This is a genomic window from Arthrobacter sp. 8AJ, assembly GCF_902506025.1.
Taxonomy (GTDB): Bacteria; Actinomycetota; Actinomycetes; order Actinomycetales; family Micrococcaceae; genus Arthrobacter.
This window is the reverse complement of record NZ_LR733289.1, coordinates 1,695,149-1,710,219: the sequence shown is the minus strand read 5'-3', so window position 1 is coordinate 1,710,219 and position 15,071 is coordinate 1,695,149. Positions and strand designations below refer to the sequence as shown.

Annotated in this window: 17 protein-coding genes; 2 read left to right on the top strand and 15 right to left on the bottom strand. The window is 64.0% G+C overall.

The genetic code is table 11. From position 1 onward, the window contains the following. Window positions 1-9: 9 nt before the first annotated feature. Both BACI349Y_RS07935 and BACI349Y_RS07930 read right to left on the bottom strand, forming a co-directional pair. Window positions 10-807 (bottom strand): alpha/beta hydrolase, encoded by a 798-nt coding sequence (locus tag BACI349Y_RS07935; protein ID WP_159631655.1) that lies wholly within the window; start codon window positions 805-807, stop codon window positions 10-12. 45 nt (window positions 808-852) lie between these two features. Continuing rightward, window positions 853-1,206 carry an ATP/GTP-binding protein gene (locus tag BACI349Y_RS07930; protein WP_159631654.1) on the bottom strand — a complete coding sequence of 118 codons (354 nt, stop codon included), beginning with the start codon at window positions 1,204-1,206 and terminating at the stop codon, window positions 853-855. A 128-nt stretch (window positions 1,207-1,334) separates the two neighbouring features. On the opposite strand from BACI349Y_RS07930, the gene nucS reads away from it, so the two are divergent. Beyond that, window positions 1,335-2,030 (top strand): endonuclease NucS, encoded by a 696-nt coding sequence (gene nucS, locus BACI349Y_RS07925; RefSeq protein ID WP_159631653.1) that lies wholly within the window; start codon window positions 1,335-1,337, stop codon window positions 2,028-2,030. A gap of 304 nt (window positions 2,031-2,334) precedes the next feature. Beyond that, on the top strand, window positions 2,335-2,538 hold the full coding sequence (locus tag BACI349Y_RS07920) for a cold-shock protein (RefSeq protein WP_011692441.1): 204 nt from the start codon (window positions 2,335-2,337) through the stop codon (window positions 2,536-2,538). A gap of 130 nt (window positions 2,539-2,668) precedes the next feature. Here the strand turns inward: BACI349Y_RS07920 and BACI349Y_RS07915 are convergent, their stop codons facing one another. From BACI349Y_RS07915 to BACI349Y_RS07855, 13 genes are all read right to left on the bottom strand, one after another. Further along, the gene (locus tag BACI349Y_RS07915) at window positions 2,669-5,266 is read right to left on the bottom strand and encodes a bifunctional lysylphosphatidylglycerol flippase/synthetase MprF (protein WP_201302406.1); all 2,598 of its coding nucleotides are present in this window, start codon (window positions 5,264-5,266) and stop codon (window positions 2,669-2,671) included. Next, a complete protein-coding gene (locus BACI349Y_RS07910) occupies window positions 5,248-6,576 on the bottom strand; it encodes an alpha/beta hydrolase-fold protein (protein WP_159631652.1) in 1,329 nt (442 codons plus the stop codon). The genes BACI349Y_RS07915 and BACI349Y_RS07910 overlap by 19 nt, the downstream gene beginning before the upstream one ends. A gap of 5 nt (window positions 6,577-6,581) precedes the next feature. Next, on the bottom strand, window positions 6,582-7,013 hold the full coding sequence (locus BACI349Y_RS07905) for a DUF2550 domain-containing protein (RefSeq protein ID WP_159631651.1): 432 nt from the start codon (window positions 7,011-7,013) through the stop codon (window positions 6,582-6,584). 10 nt (window positions 7,014-7,023) lie between these two features. Then, window positions 7,024-7,308, bottom strand: a complete 285-nt coding sequence (locus tag BACI349Y_RS07900; protein WP_018760117.1) for a F0F1 ATP synthase subunit epsilon — start codon at window positions 7,306-7,308, stop codon at window positions 7,024-7,026. A gap of 1 nt (window position 7,309) precedes the next feature. Continuing rightward, window positions 7,310-8,764, bottom strand: coding sequence for a F0F1 ATP synthase subunit beta (gene atpD, locus BACI349Y_RS07895; RefSeq protein ID WP_159631650.1), 1,455 nt, complete (start codon window positions 8,762-8,764; stop codon window positions 7,310-7,312). A gap of 82 nt (window positions 8,765-8,846) precedes the next feature. Then, the gene (locus BACI349Y_RS07890; protein ID WP_159631649.1) at window positions 8,847-9,737 is read right to left on the bottom strand and encodes a F0F1 ATP synthase subunit gamma; all 891 of its coding nucleotides are present in this window, start codon (window positions 9,735-9,737) and stop codon (window positions 8,847-8,849) included. A 72-nt stretch (window positions 9,738-9,809) separates the two neighbouring features. Then, on the bottom strand, window positions 9,810-11,447 hold the full coding sequence (gene atpA, locus BACI349Y_RS07885; protein WP_141160059.1) for a F0F1 ATP synthase subunit alpha: 1,638 nt from the start codon (window positions 11,445-11,447) through the stop codon (window positions 9,810-9,812). 78 nt (window positions 11,448-11,525) lie between these two features. Then, window positions 11,526-12,353 carry a F0F1 ATP synthase subunit delta gene (locus BACI349Y_RS07880; RefSeq protein WP_159631648.1) on the bottom strand — a complete coding sequence of 276 codons (828 nt, stop codon included), beginning with the start codon at window positions 12,351-12,353 and terminating at the stop codon, window positions 11,526-11,528. Next, window positions 12,353-12,904, bottom strand: a complete 552-nt coding sequence (locus BACI349Y_RS07875) for a F0F1 ATP synthase subunit B (RefSeq protein WP_159631647.1) — start codon at window positions 12,902-12,904, stop codon at window positions 12,353-12,355. The genes BACI349Y_RS07880 and BACI349Y_RS07875 overlap by 1 nt, the downstream gene beginning before the upstream one ends. A gap of 54 nt (window positions 12,905-12,958) precedes the next feature. Beyond that, window positions 12,959-13,177, bottom strand: coding sequence for an ATP synthase F0 subunit C (gene atpE / locus BACI349Y_RS07870; protein ID WP_003804776.1), 219 nt, complete (start codon window positions 13,175-13,177; stop codon window positions 12,959-12,961). A 110-nt stretch (window positions 13,178-13,287) separates the two neighbouring features. After that, a complete protein-coding gene (gene atpB, locus BACI349Y_RS07865; protein WP_159631646.1) occupies window positions 13,288-14,088 on the bottom strand; it encodes a F0F1 ATP synthase subunit A in 801 nt (266 codons plus the stop codon). Between the two features lie 81 nt (window positions 14,089-14,169). Continuing rightward, on the bottom strand, window positions 14,170-14,508 hold the full coding sequence (locus BACI349Y_RS07860) for an AtpZ/AtpI family protein (RefSeq protein ID WP_159631645.1): 339 nt from the start codon (window positions 14,506-14,508) through the stop codon (window positions 14,170-14,172). Next, the gene (locus tag BACI349Y_RS07855; protein ID WP_159631644.1) at window positions 14,501-14,983 is read right to left on the bottom strand and encodes a hypothetical protein; all 483 of its coding nucleotides are present in this window, start codon (window positions 14,981-14,983) and stop codon (window positions 14,501-14,503) included. The genes BACI349Y_RS07860 and BACI349Y_RS07855 overlap by 8 nt, the downstream gene beginning before the upstream one ends. Window positions 14,984-15,071 lie beyond the last annotated feature (88 nt).

The window sequence follows — 15,071 nt, the reverse complement described above, 5'->3', positions numbered from 1 at the left end:
GCGGGAAGCCTAGGCTCCGGCAGTCGCCGCCGGACCGTCCCATTCCTGCGGCAGCTCCGCACGGTCGGGGTCATGACTGACCTGGGCCGCAATGTCGTTCAGCACCCGGGCCGCGTACTTCTCCCCCACCCACAGGTGCTTGGCCCCGGCCACGCCCACCACGCGGGCCTGCGGCACCAGGCTGAAGCGTTCGGCGGCCTCGGCCGGCTGCAGGAAGTCGTCATGTTCCGGCACCAGGACGGTGAGGGGCTTGCCTGATTCCGCCCACATCTGCAGGTGCTTGTCCGTGGCGCGGTGCAGCGGGGGCGAGAGCAGCACCGCGCCCTCAATCTGTCCGGCCACCGGTTCCACGGCGCCGTACATCAGCGCCAGCTCGGTCCCGAACGACCAGCCCACCAGCCACCGGTTGGGCAGGCCCCGTTCCACGGCGAAGCGGACGGCTGCCTCCACGTCGTAGCGCTCGCCCACTCCCTCCTCGAAGGCGCCGCTGCTGGTGCCGCGCGGTGAGGCGGTGCCCCTGGTGTTGAAGCGCAGCACCGCGATGCCGGCCAGCGCCGGAAGCCGGTAGGAGGCCTTCCGGTAAACGTGGGAATCCATGAAGCCGCCGTGCGTGGGCAGCGGGTGGAGCGTGATCAGCGTGGCCTTGACCGGACCCGACTCGGGCAGCGCCAGCTCCCCCACCAGCGTGTGGCCGTCCTCTGTCTGCAGCTCGATGTTCTCGCGCCGGGCAGGCAGGACAGTGGAGGCACGGATGGGAGCGGGGCCCTGGGTCGGGCTGAATTCGTACGACGCCGGATCAAAAGTCATGCCTGCCAGCTTAGCGACAGCGGAGGTTCTTCTGCCGCGCCGGGGTCAGCGGTAGCGGTAGCTGCGCGTCATCCAGCAATTGGTGTGCCAGTGCCGACGTTCCGCCAGGCCGGCGGCAGCTCCAAAGAGATGGTCGTCCTTCCACACCACCAGGTGGGCGATCCCTGGCAGCACCGCGGTGGAGCATTCGGGGCAGATGTAGGTCTTCTCGGCATTTTTAGCGGTCATGGTGCGGACCATCCACTCGCCGTCGGGCGCGCTTTCCCGGCGGGCGATTCCGGCCCGGGCACGCTCAAGGTCCAGTTCGGGAACGTCCGCACTGCCCTTCCGGCCTGCGCCCCGGCCGGAAACAGGGCCCTTGCCGGAGGCGGGACGGCGGGGACGGTTGGAACGCGGCATGCCTCCATTCTGCCCCAGCCGGTTGCCGCGCCTTACCGTGGTGCCCCCGCCCGTGGCTTCCTGCCGTCCCGCCCGGCCGCCCGGCGTCGACCATGGCCTGCCGCAGCCCACGCGATAGTCTGTACGGCGTGCGACTCGTCATAGCCCATTGCTCCGTTGATTACGTTGGCCGCCTCAAGGCCCATCTCCCCCTCGCCACCCGGCTCCTGCTGGTGAAGGCGGACGGCTCCGTGCTGGTGCACTCCGACGGCGGTTCCTACAAGCCGCTGAACTGGATGAGCCCGCCGGCAACCCTGCGCGTTACGTCCCCGGACGAGGTGGACCTCGAGCTGGGCGTAGTGGAGCAGTGGACCGTGCAGTCGGCCAAGACCGATGACCGGCTCATCATCAACATCCACGAGAAGGTCAGCGAGTCCTCCCACGATCTGGGCGTGGACCCGGGGCTGATCAAGGACGGCGTGGAAGCGGACCTGCAGCGGTTGCTGGCCGACCAGATCGAAACGCTGGGCCAGGGCTACTCCCTGATCAGGCGCGAGTACTTCACGGCGATCGGACCCGTGGACATCCTGGCCCGGGACGCCGATGGTGCCACGGTGGCCATTGAACTCAAGCGCCGCGGGGACATCGACGGCGTGGAGCAGCTGACCAGGTACCTGGAACTGCTCAACCGCGATCCCCTGCTGGCGCCTGTCCGCGGGATCTTTGCAGCCCAGCAGATCAAGCCGCAGGCGAAGGTACTGGCCAACGACCGCGGGATCGACTGCGTCACCCTTGACTATGACGCCATGCGCGGGGTCGACGACAGCGAATCCCGGCTCTTCTAGAATTCCCTTTGTTGCTTCGGGCACCTAATTGGCGCCTTTCCAGATGGCCTTCCCTGTCACCTGTTTTTTACCTAAATTTTTTCCTTTTTACTGTTCGGGCCGTTGACCTGCGGGAACGGGCATGAAATTCTTATCTCAGTCTTTGTGTAGGTGTTTTTCATGCTCGCAAGACATGTTGCGAGCGCGAAGCTCCTGCAGCGCCGGACCTGTCCCAGGCAAGGCAATCCAGGATTCTTCTCGCGGAGTGACCAAGGTCGGCACGAGGTGTGCCGGGCTTAAAAAGTTCCACAATGAGGAGAAATAAATGGCACAGGGAACCGTCAAGTGGTTCAACGCTGAAAAGGGCTTCGGCTTCATCACCCCGGACGACTCGGATGGCGATGTCTTCGTTCACTACTCCGAGATCCAGACCGGTGGCTTCAAGACCCTCGACGAGAACCAGCGCGTTCAGTTCGAAATCGGCCAGGGTGCCAAGGGCCCCCAGGCCACCGGCGTAACGCTGGTCTAGTACCGCCCGGCCGCCTGGCGCGGCTGTCAGCAAAAACAAATGATCCCCGGCGCAATTGCCCGGGGATCATTTGTTTTTGAAAATATGCGCCGCAAATATGACTTTATCGTTGAGCGGCGTATGGCCGGTGTCAGGTCACTAATTTGCGGACCAGGCGGGCGCCCTGGGCAAGGGAAAGCCCCGGCAGGTAGGCGCGCGTCAGCGCCCTCCCGATGGCGGGCAGGTGCAGCGGGTCCTGGTAGTACAGGTACAGCGCCCGGTACTCGGGCTTGAACCGGGATTTGAAGGCTGCCAGGGAGCGGAAGCCATAGACGGGCTCAAGCGCGTGGCCCACCAGGTCCAGGATCCTCACGAGGTTCTGCGCGCCTTCATCGGTGGCGGCTGCGTCTTCCTCCCTTTCGGCGTCCCCTGCTGCGTCGCCCTGGGCTGCGTCCTCCGGACGGCTGGCCAGGGGCGAGCCTGACAGCGAGATCATGTCCACTGAATCGCGCAGCTCAAGGACGGCAGAAGCGATCAGGAACTCCATGACCCCGGGAAAGCCCTCACTGCCCCTGCGCATGACGTCCAGCGTCCGGCTGACCAGCCGCCCGCCGTCGTACACCGGAAGCCAACTGGTCACGCCGTGGACCGCACCGTTGCCGTCCACGGCCAGGCAGCAGAGGACTTCCTCGTCATCGAGTTCGTCCACTCCCCCAAGCGTGAAGCCCATTTCGGGAACGGATTTACCGGCCGCCCATTCCTCGGACACTTCGTTCAACCGCGACCTGAGTGCGGCCGGCAGCGAATGGTAGGAGCCCCAGACGGCGTGCACCCCCAGCTTGGCGGCGCGGTTCAGGGCCGTCCTGACGTTCTGCCATTCCTTTCCCTTGAACTCCAGCTGGTTCAGCGCCAGCCGCGTCTCCTGCGCCACCGCCACCCGGGAGAAGCCCCGTTCCCTGAGCGCCGGCCACAGCGTGTCGTCGCAGGAATACAGTGCGGGGATCAGCGCCTGGCTGCGGCAGTAGTCCAGGAACCCCTCCGTCACGCGCTGCTCCGCCTTGCGCTCACCAAAGGCGCCGCCCAGGGTCAGTGCCACCGTCCCGTGCTGCTGGAAGGCCATGGCACCGGCGCCGTCCGGGCTGAACCAGTACGTGTTGGGCTCCCACAGCGCCATCCAGGACAGCGGGCCGCCGCCCTGGTGGAGCAGTTGCCGGGCGCGGTCCCGGTCCTGCCGGCCGAAGTTCAGGCCATGGTGCCGGCCCACGAGGACCCACCACACGGCCACCAGGGCCACGAGCCAGAAGATTGGCCCCGAGTAGGCGAACAGGAGGGCTTCGGCGCTGTCCCGTTCCGGGAAGACCCGGCGGAAATGCTGGGGTATGGGCACCGGAACATACTGCCGGGCCAACTCCGCGAAAAGGCCCAGCAGGCCGCCGTCGCGGGCCAGGCCGCCGGACGAGAACCAGGCCACGGTGTAGGAACTGGCCAGGACAAGCCACGTTCCGCAGACCACGGCCCCGAGGGTGCGCCGGGCACCCGGCCGGGTCTGCACGCGGAACTGGCGGCGGTTCAGCCACAGGACCACCGCCAGCAGCAGGGGGACGACCACGAGTGGAAGCACGTGGGCGAAGGCCGAGGACAGCGGCGTGGCATGCGTGCCCTGAAGGCGTGAGGGAACCAGGGCGAACAGGGCCAGGTAGACCGCCGCCAGCGCCGTGACAGCCAGCTGGATGGCCAAGGCTATGTTGAGCGCCAGCCGGCGGCCCCGGCGCATGCCGTCCGCGCAGATCAGCAGCAGGATGACCGGCACCACTGCCAGCGCCAGGCCGAACGGCCCGGCGAATCCTGCCCTGCCTGTTTCCAGGCAGGAGGCATCAACGGTGGCGCCACAGTTGAACACGAGCTGGCTGAGCGTGGGCATCGGACTCAGCACGACGTCCCGCAGCAGGGCCAGCGGGCCGGTGGGCGCGCGCGTGATTCCCGTCAGGATGGGGCCCACGGCAAATACGGCAACGGTGAGGGCCAGGAGGTTCCTGGTCTCGCGGCCGGTGGACCGATGGCGATGGAGCCGGCCCTGGTCACCCTGGATCCACCACCCTGCCAGGAGGCCAAGCAGGGCACCGATGAGCCCAATGATGGTCTCGGCGTGCCCGACGTACAGAACCAGCAGGATCGAGATCGACAGCACCACGGTGCGGAGCCGGCGCTGCCACAGCAGCGTGATCCGCGCACTGGCGGCAAGGCCCGCCGTCAGGACCGGCGCATAGGGCCCGATGAGGCTGTCATCCACCATCCTGTCCAGCCAGCCGTCCCCCACGTACCCCGCCAGCTGGGTGACCAGGAGGAACACCGTGACGGCGGCAAACTGGCCGCCAAAGAAGAGTCCGACGGCGGCGCGCCGGCCCAGCTTGCGCTCGGCGAGTCCGAGCAGCAGGACAATCATCAGCGACGCGGTGAGGTAGGCCAGCGGGTTGGTGGCGAAGAACAGGCTGGTGAACAGCGACCACCACTGCCCCTCGCGCAGGCCGGGCCCGCTGACGGACGCCAGTCCAAGGAGTTGCTCCGGCGGTCCATCCAGGAAGCTCCCGGTCAATGCGGCAGCAGCCAGGAAGGCGACCAGCACACCAAGTGTGAAGGGCATCGATTTCAGTGTGCCCAGCGCCTGCCGGACGGCAGGGCGCCCGACGGCGGCCCACATCAGGACGACGGTACGGTCCGGTTTCCGGGTGCTCACCACTGCAGGCCCCATTGGCTGCCCAGGAACTGCAGTGCGTCCGCAAAGCGCTTGGACGAGGTATCCCAGGAGTGGCCTGTGTGTTCCACCTCGTGTGCCTGGACGGTGAAGCCCGCGTTCTCTGCCGCGGCGGCCAGTGTCCGGAGGTTCCCCACGAACTCCGGATCGTTTTGGCCTGCCGTAAGGTACATGCCGCTGGACTCGAACCGTTGGTGTTTCATGATCTCCAGTGGAGTCTGCTTGGTGAATTCTTCGGGGTTTCCAGGAAAGGCGGCGTCGATGGTCTTCTGCCGTTCCTTGGCAATGGCGGGTTCGGCCTCGCTGGAAAATGCCAGCACGTCCGCGTAGATGTCCGGATGCCGTGTTCCCATCTGCACTGCGCAGGTGCCGCCGAAGGAGAACCCGCCCACGGCCCAGTGGCGGTGGTTGGTGTCCACCGCCAGGGTGGAACTGATCCAGCGGGGCACGTCCTGGGACAGGTAGGTGTCTGCCTTGGCGATGCGGCTGTCCATGCACATGGTGTTTGCGGACTGCGACCCGTTCGGGTCCGGAATGACCACCACCGGGGCCACCCCGCCGTGTGCGGCGGCGAATGAATCCATATGGCCGCGGATTGCGCCGCCGGTGAGCCAGTCCGCCGGGCCGCCGGGCTGCCCGGCCACCAGAACCAGCACAGGCAGCGCCGGCCTGTTGGCAGCAAAATAGGCAGGGGGAAGGTAGATGAAGGCATCCCGGGTGGACATCCCGGACGCTGTTCCCGGGATAGCGGACTTCCGCAGTTCGCCTCCGGCCGGCAACTCGCCCTCGGGCTTCCAGCCCTGGAGCGGGACACCGTCAGATTCGCCGGCGTGCCGCATGACGTCCTGCTCGAGGACCGGTATCCGGGCCAGTGCCGTTCCCAAAAGGTCGCTTACCGTCCTGTTCAGGCCAAAGTAGGCGTTGATCTGGATTGCTGAGAGCAGTACCACCAGCAGCATGGCGAGGATTCCGGCACCGCGTCCGCCCCAGCCCGTCCTGGGCAGGCGGAGCAGGCCCAGGAGGACCGCCGCCACACCGGGCACCAGCCACAGCAGTACGGGATCCGGCAGGTCCTCCGGGAAGACAGTGAAGACATTGATGAGGGCCCAGTGCACCGTGGCCACCAGCGCAAACGCGGCGGCGGCAGCAAGGAGGATACGCAGCGCCCAGGTCCGGGCCCGGTGCACGGACGTCATGGAGGCACGCCGGGGCGGCACCAGGAGATAGGCTGCGCCGCCAACTCCCAATACCAGGACGGTTCCATACAGTGGACCGTCCGTGAGCCGGATGTCTGAAAACCAGTCCACGCCGGCTAGCGCCAGGTCCCCACGCCGATGACCGGACCCGCTTCCAGCCAGGAGGAAAGACCCGTATAGGCGTCGAATTTCATGGCGAAGTGCAGGTCCTGCCCCTCGTACCGGAGTTCGACGATCACCACGTCCGGCTGGACTTTGACGGCTTCAGCTTCGGTGGGTTTCCTGCGCCCCAGGAGCTCCAGGGAGCTCCGTTTGAAGGTGTACTTGGGGCGGACGCTCAGGGATATGAGCCTGAACCATTCAAGGTCGTTGTCCTGATAACGACAAACCCCCATCTGCCAGCTGTTTCCAGCTACGCAAATGGAGGCGTCCACCGTGCCGAGGGCACGCCGCAGGTTGAAGCGGCGCACCCCCGAAAGGCACAGTGCAAAGATCAGCAATCCGAACGCGATTGCCAGTGCGATGAACGAAATACCCGGTGCGTCCATCAAGGTCGTGCTAGCGGATCCCAGCGGTAGCCGAGCCGCCCAGCTGGGCGTTGTCAGCAACGATAACCACACGGTTGTTGTCGACGGAGAAGAATCCACCGTCCACATCTACCGCAATACGGTCCCCGGATACCGGCTGGATTGCCAGTTCACCCTCGGCCAGGATCGCCAGCAGGGGCGAGTGGCCGGGCAGGATTCCGATTTCACCATCGCTGGTGCGGGCCTTGACCATCTTGGCCGCTCCGGACCACACAAAGTGGTCCGCTGCGACAATCTCAACCTCAAGCTCAGCCATATTACTTGGTCTGTTCCTGGATCTTGGCCCACTGGCGCTCAACGTCATCGAGGCCGCCAACGTTGAAGAAGGCCTGCTCTGCGATGTGGTCGAGTTCGCCGTCGCAGATGGCTGCGAAGCCTTCAACGGTGTCCTTGATGGAAACCGTGGAGCCCTCGACGCCGGTGAACTGCTTGGCGGTGTAGGTGTTCTGCGACAGGAACTGCTGGATGCGGCGTGCACGCGACACGACGATCTTGTCTTCCTCGGAAAGTTCATCGACACCGAGGATGGCGATGATGTCCTGGAGTTCCTTGTTCTTCTGCAGGATCTGCTTCACACGGACAGCCGTGTTGTAGTGGTCCTTGCCGATGTACTGGGGATCCAGGATGCGGGAAGTCGACGTCAGCGGGTCAACGGCCGGGTACAGACCACGGGAGGCGATTTCACGGGAAAGTTCCGTGGTCGCGTCGAGGTGTGCGAAGGTCGTGGCCGGAGCCGGGTCGGTGTAGTCATCTGCGGGAACGTAGATGGCCTGCATCGAGGTGATGGAGTGGCCCTTGGTGGAGGTGATGCGCTCCTGCAGGAGGCCCATCTCGTCCGCCAGGTTGGGCTGGTAGCCCACGGCCGAAGGCATGCGGCCCAGCAGGGTGGAAACCTCGGAGCCTGCCTGGGTGAAGCGGAAGATGTTGTCGATGAAGAGCAGCACGTCCTGGTTCTGCACATCGCGGAAGTACTCCGCCATGGTCAGCGCGGACAGGGCCACGCGCAGGCGCGTTCCCGGCGGCTCATCCATCTGGCCGAAAACAAGGGCGGTGTCTTTGAGGACGCCTGCCTCTTCCATTTCCACCCAGAGGTCGTTGCCCTCACGGGTACGCTCGCCAACACCGGCGAACACCGAAGTACCACCGAAGTTGCGGGCAACACGGGTGATCATTTCCTGGATCAGAACGGTCTTGCCCACGCCGGCGCCGCCGAACAGGCCGATCTTTCCACCCTTGATGTACGGGGTGAGGAGGTCGATGACCTTGATGCCGGTCTCCAGCATCTCGGTGGAACCTTCGAGCGAAGCGAAGCTGGGAGCCTTGCGGTGGATGGGCCAGCGTTCGCTGACTTCCAGTTCCGACTCTGCAACGTCCAGGGGCTGGCCCAGCACGTTGAAGATGTGGCCCTTGACGCCGTCGCCGACGGGAACGGAGATCGGGGCACCGGTGTCAATGACGCCGGTGCCGCGGACCAGGCCGTCGGTCGCCTGCAGCGAGATGGCGCGGATGAGGTTGTCGCCGAGGTGCAGCGCAACTTCGAAGGTGATGGTCTTGGTCTCACCGTTGAGAGTGATCTCGGTGGTAAGGGCGTTATAGATCGACGGGATTGCGTCAGCCGGGAATTCGACGTCGACAACCGGGCCGATTACGCGCGCAATACGGCCGGTTGCACCGGACGTTGCGGCTACGTGTTCGGTAGCAGTGGCAGTCATCTCTCTCACTTCATTCAGTAGATGGCGTGGGGTTAAGTCTATCTGTGGTGGTGCTGGTTCCGCGGAACCGAGGGTCGGGAGGCTACGACGCGAGAGCGTCGGCACCTGCGACAATCTCGGAGAGCTCCTGCGTGATTTCGGCCTGGCGGGCCGTGTTGCGCAGTCGCGTGTACTTCTTGATCAGGTCCGTTGCGTTGTCGCCTGCGGACTTCATCGCCCGCTGGCGGGCCGCAAGCTCGGAAGCTGCCGCCTGCAACATGGCTGCGAAAATCCGCGATTCGATGTAGCGCGGCAGCAGGGCGTCAAGGACACGCTCGGTTTCCGGCTCGAACTCGTACAGCGGCAGGAGCTCCGACTCGGAAGCAGCCTGTTCTTCCACTACTTCCAGCGGGAGCAGGCGGATGACCGTCGGCTCCTGGGTAACCATGGACTTGAAGCGGGTGTAGACAACGTGGATTTCGTCCACGCCGCCCTCTTCGAAGTCAGTGGCGAAATCTGCCAGCAGCGCTTCGCCGATTTCACGGGCGGTGCCGAACTCTGGAGCGTCGGTTCCTCCGGTCCAGACCCGCGTGTACTCGCGGTTCCGGAATTCGAAGTACGCCTGGGCCTTGCGGCCCACGAGGTAGGTCTTGACTTCCTTGCCTTCGTCGTGGAGCAGCTCGAAGAGACCTTCCGCCTGCTTGAGCACGCTGGCCGAGTAGGATCCTGCCAGGCCACGGTCCGAGGTGATTACCAGGACGGCGGCACGGCGGATCTGCTCCGGCTCAGTGGTCAGCGGGTGGTCGATTTCGCTTTGGCTGGCGACGGCAGAAACGGCGCGCGTGATCGCGTTCGCGTAAGGCAGTGAAGCTGCTACGCGCGCACGGGCCTTCCCGATGCGCGAGGTAGCGATCAGTTCCATCGCCTTGAAGATCTTGCGCATCGACGTGGTCGAGCTGATCTTCTGGCGGTAGACCCGGATCTGGGCTCCCATACTTATCCTTTCCTAACATTCCGTAGCCGGGTGTGCCGGACCCTGGGGCCCGGCACACCCGGCAATGCGGAACTAGCGCTTCTGCTTGACGATCTTTTCCTGGTCGACTTCGCCCTCGGAGATAGCGTCATGCTCCTCGTGGCCGGCGCCTACCAGGTGGTTGTCACCCTCGCCGAAGAAGCCCTTCTTGAAGTCCACAATCGAGGACTTCAGAGCGGCAACGGTGTCATCGTCCAGCACGTTGGTCTGGGCCAGCGTGGTCAGGATCGAGGACTTGTGGCGCAGGTGCTCCAGGAACTCGGCCTCAAAGCGGCTGATGTCCTCGACGGGAACGTCATCCAGGTAGCCATTGGTGCCGGCCCAGATGGAGACAACCTGGTCCTCGACCGGGAACGGCGAGTACTGGCCCTGCTTGAGCAGTTCCATCAGGCGTGCACCGCGGGTCAGCTGCTGGCGGGACGCTGCGTCCAGGTCGGATGCGAACATCGCGAACGCCTGCATGTCGCGGTACTGGGCAAGGTCCAGCTTCAAGGTACCGGAGACCTTCTTCATGGACTTCACCTGGGCGGCACCGCCAACGCGGGACACCGAGACACCCACGTCAACAGCGGGGCGCTGGTTGGCGTTGAAGAGGTCCGACTGCAGGAAGATCTGGCCGTCGGTGATGGAGATGACGTTGGTCGGGATGTAGGCGGACACGTCGTTCGCCTTGGTCTCGATCAGCGGCAGGCCCGTCATGGAGCCGGCACCGAGCTCGTCGGAGAGCTTTGCACAACGCTCCAGCAGGCGGGAGTGCAGGTAGAACACGTCGCCCGGGTAGGCTTCGCGTCCCGGCGGGCGGCGGAGGAGCAGCGACACGGCGCGGTATGCCTCGGCCTGCTTGGACAGGTCATCAAACACGATGAGGACGTGCTTGCCGCCGTACATCCAGTGCTGGCCAATGGCCGAGCCCGCGTACGGTGCCAGGTACTTGAAGCCTGCGGGGTCGGACGCGGGAGAGGCCACAATGGTGGTGTACTCAAGCGCGCCGTTGTCCTCGAGGGTCTGGCGGATGGCGGCGATGGTGGACGCCTTCTGGCCAATGGCGACGTAGATGCAGCGGACCTGCTTGGTGACATCTCCCGAAGCCCAGTTGGCCTTCTGGTTGATGATGGTGTCGATCGCGATTGCGGACTTGCCGGTCTGGCGGTCGCCGATGATCAGCTGGCGCTGGCCGCGGCCGATCGGGATCATCGCGTCGATGGCCTTCAGGCCGGTCTGCATCGGTTCGTGGACCGACTTGCGCTGGGTCACGCCGGGCGCCTGGAGTTCCAGGGCACGGGTGGTCTCAGCCTTGATCTCGCCCAGGTCGTCCATGGGCTGGCCCAAGGGGTCAACCACGCGGCCGAGGAAGGCGTCGCCAACCGGAACGGACAAAACCTGCCCGGTGCGGTGCACTTCCTGGCCTTCCTCGATGCCCTGGAAGTCACCGAGGATAATGACACCGATCTCGCGGACGTCAAGGTTCTGGGCCAGGCCCAGCGTGCCGTCTTCGAAGCGAAGAAGCTCGTTCGCCATGACCGAGGGAAGGCCCTCAACACGGGCGATGCCGTCACCTGCGGTCGTTACACGGCCAACCTCTACGCGCTCTGCGTTTCCGGGTTCGTAGGACGCCGCGAACTCGTTCAACGCATTACGGACGTCGTCGGCGTTGATGGTCAATTCGGCCATCTGCAGTCCCTGCTCTCCTGTTTGTGATCACCGCAAACGGTGACCGGGTTTTCTATCAGTTTGGTTGTGCTTGTCCGGCTAGCCGGCCAGCTGGCGTTGCAGTTCGCCCAGCCGGGAGAGAACCGAAGCGTCAAGCACTTCGTCACCCACCTGGACGCGGATTCCGCCAATAAGCGAGGGGTCAACGTTGATGTTGACCTTCAGTTCCCGCCCGTACAGCGCATTCAGGCCCGCCTGGAGGCGTTCCATCTGCGTCTGCGACAAGGGCCGGGTTACGCTGACCGTTGCAATCCAGCGCTGCTGCCTCTTGGCCGCCAGTTCGGCGAACCGTTCCACAAGCCGGGTGGGCTTGATCCCGCGTGGCTCGCTGACAGCCTGCGTGATGAGGACTTTGGCTTCCTCACTGACGCCGGGTACCAGCTTCTCGGCAAGGCCAGCCTTAGCTGCGCCCGATGCCTGCGGTTCGGACAGAGCACGTTGTACCTCGTGGCTGGAGGCAACAGCCTGGTTGAAGGAAAACAGATCATTTTCCAGCTCTTCCAGGCCAGTGATTCCGGAGGCAGAAACGGCCGACTTGTTTTCAGCAACGGAAATGACCACCGTTGCGGCAAGAGTCTCGAGTGCATCGCCGATGTCACGCGCCGATGCCCAGCGTGAGCTGGCCAGTCCGGACGCGATCTCAGCAGCATCAGCGGAGACTTTTCCGCCAACCAGCTGCCGCACCAGCGCCGACTTTTCGTCACCGCTGCGGGAGGGGTCAGTCAGGGCACGGCGCAAGCCAGCCGAGCTGTCCACCATTCCCAGAATTCCGAAGAGTTCCTTTGCCAGCTGCAGCGACGCCGTGGGAAGCTTCGCTTCCAAACCGGCAAGGGCTGTTGCCAGCGATTCGCTCGATACGCCTGCCATTACTTAGCTGCACCTGCGTTCTGGGACTCCAGATCTGCCAGGAAACGGTCCACTACCCGTGCTGCGCGTGCGTCGTCGTCGAGGGACTCGCCCACGATGCGGCCGGCAAGGGTGGTGGCCAGGGTGCCTACCTCAGAGCGCAGGGACACAACGGCCGCCTGGCGCTCGGATTCGATCTGTACGTGGGCCTGTGCGGTGATGCGGGCAGACTCTGCTGCCGCCTTCTCCTTGAGATCCGCGAGGATCTGGGCACCTTCGGCGCGGGCTTCCTCACGGATGCGGTTGGCTTCGGTGCGGGCGTCGGTCAGCTGCTGCTTGTACTCTTCGAGTGCAGCAGACGCCTCAGCCTGGGCCTTTTCAGCCTTGGCGATACCGCCTTCGATGGCCTCGGCACGCTCTGCAAAGGTCTTCTCGAACATCGGGACAACAAACTTGACCACGATGAAGAAGAGGATGGCAAAGCCCACGAAGACAACCAGCATTTCCCAGCCATTGGGAACAAGGGGGTTGACGTCGCCTTCAGCGGCGGCTGAGATGATCAGCTGATGCATATTTCACCCGTCCTTATCTACTCGGTTCTGAATGTTCGCTAAGTTCTGAAGGGTTTACTTGAGAACGAAGGCGAAGACCAGGCCCAGGATGGCGAGTGCTTCGGTCAGGGCCAGGCCAAGGAATGCGATCGGCTGCAGGACGCGCTGGGCTTCCGGCTGGCGTGCAACGCCGTTGATGTAGGCAGCGAACACGAGACCCACACCGATACCACCGCCGATAGCCGAGAGGCCATAGCCGATGAGGTTGAGGGAGCCGTTGATGGAGCCTTCCATTTTTTTTCCTTTCAAGATGCCACTTATGTGGCAGGTTGTTTGGGTTGCTTCATCCCCGCTAGGGGAAGACTGTGGTGTGCCGCCGGTGCGTGTTGCCCCGGCCGGCGTGCCTAGTGGCTGTCGGCGTGCAGTGCGCCTTCGATGTAGATCGCGGTCAGCAGCGTAAAGACATAGGCCTGCAGGACCATGATCAGGGCTTCAAGCATGTACATGGCGATGGCACCGGCGAGAACCAGGATCGAGGTTCCCTTCAGCAGCACGTTCTCCTGCATGATGAGGTACTCGATGCCGGAACCGGCGATCATCACGATCAGGTGGCCGGCGAGCATGGTCGCGAACAGACGGAGGCTGTGCGTGACGGGCCGGACAACGAAGTTGGAGATGATTTCGATCGGGATGACGATCGGCAGGATGTACCACGGCACGCCCGAGGGGACCGTTGCAAGCTTGAAGTAGCGCAGGCCGTTCTTCTTGACGCCGATGGCGATCCAGGTGACGTACACCAGGCCGGCCAGCACATACGCTCCACCCACGTGCGAGAACGTGGGGAGCTGGAACACCGGGATGGCGCCGTAGATGTTGTTGACCAGGATGAAGAAGAACAGGCTGAACAGCAGGGGGACGTACTTGATGAAGTCCCTGCCGCCGATGATGTCCTTGGCAATGCCGTTGCGGACGAAGCCGTAAGCGGCTTCGCCGGCGAACTGGAGCTTGCCGGGTACCAGCTGCTGCTTGCGTGCGGCGAGCACGAAGAAGACGGCGATAAAGACGACAGAGAGGAGGACCAGCAGCATCTGCTTGGAGAATCCTTCTGCGGCACCCCACGGCAGGATTGCCGGCAAATGCATTTCGTTAATACCAGGAGGAGTGAACTCTCCTGAATCTTGGGCCGGGAGCGCAAGCGCGATCAACGCGTTTCCTCTCTGCAGTGTCCATCATTGGGCGTTGGGCGGGGTCCGGCAGCCTGACAGCCTGCTGTTCCCCCTGTGAAATTATTTGGCATTATCTTTTCCGTCCTGGGACGGTGCGCTGGGAGCATGGCGCCCATCAGCAATTTTTCGGGAACTGGTGAGGCCGTGCATGTGGGAAAGGTAGAAACCTCCGACGGCTCCAAGCAGAGCGCCTGCGAGCACAATCCAGCGCGTTCCCCACAGATAATCCAGTCCCCACCCTATCAAACTCCAGACGATGATTCCGCCAATGATGTAGCTGAATACAGCCATTCCAGCGTTGTAGCCGCCATCGGTGGACACGTCGGCAGGACACTGCGTCGAGTCGGCTGATCCGCGTTTGCCGTGTGCGGCGCCTGCGGTTTTTTTCCGATCACGCATTGGATGCTCCCTTGTCTTCTGGATCGTTGTAGATCTGGAGTCGCGCCCTGCTGAAGCCATGGATCTCCGCGGCCTGCCACAGGATGACGGCGACGATGGCGCCGATGATGAACCAGCGGCCGTGGAGCCATTCAGGAGCACCGATGACGAACAGGACAACGGCAAAGCCAACCACTTTGATGAAGTAGGTGGCGACGAACATTCCGATTGCACCCGATGGGTTGCTTCGTCCCACGAAGTGGCCCACCAGCAGGCTGATGCCGAAGAACAGCATCACCAGCAGGCCGCCCAGAACGCTGGACAGCGCCCCGGTTGCCCCGTTGAGGACGGCGGCCGGGATTGCGCACAGCACAAGTCCGGCAGCCGCAGCAATAGAGCTGCGCTTGAGCAGGTTCAGCCAGAGCGAACGGGTGGGACCAGACGTACCAACGGGTCCATTGCCGGAGGCAGGTCCGGACTCGGCGTTGGAGGTCATGAGATCCCAATCGTCGTCACCACATGGCGGATCGCCAGGAGGCAGGGGGTGGAGTGGCAGCTTGGGCTGCCCCTAAATTCTACACGAG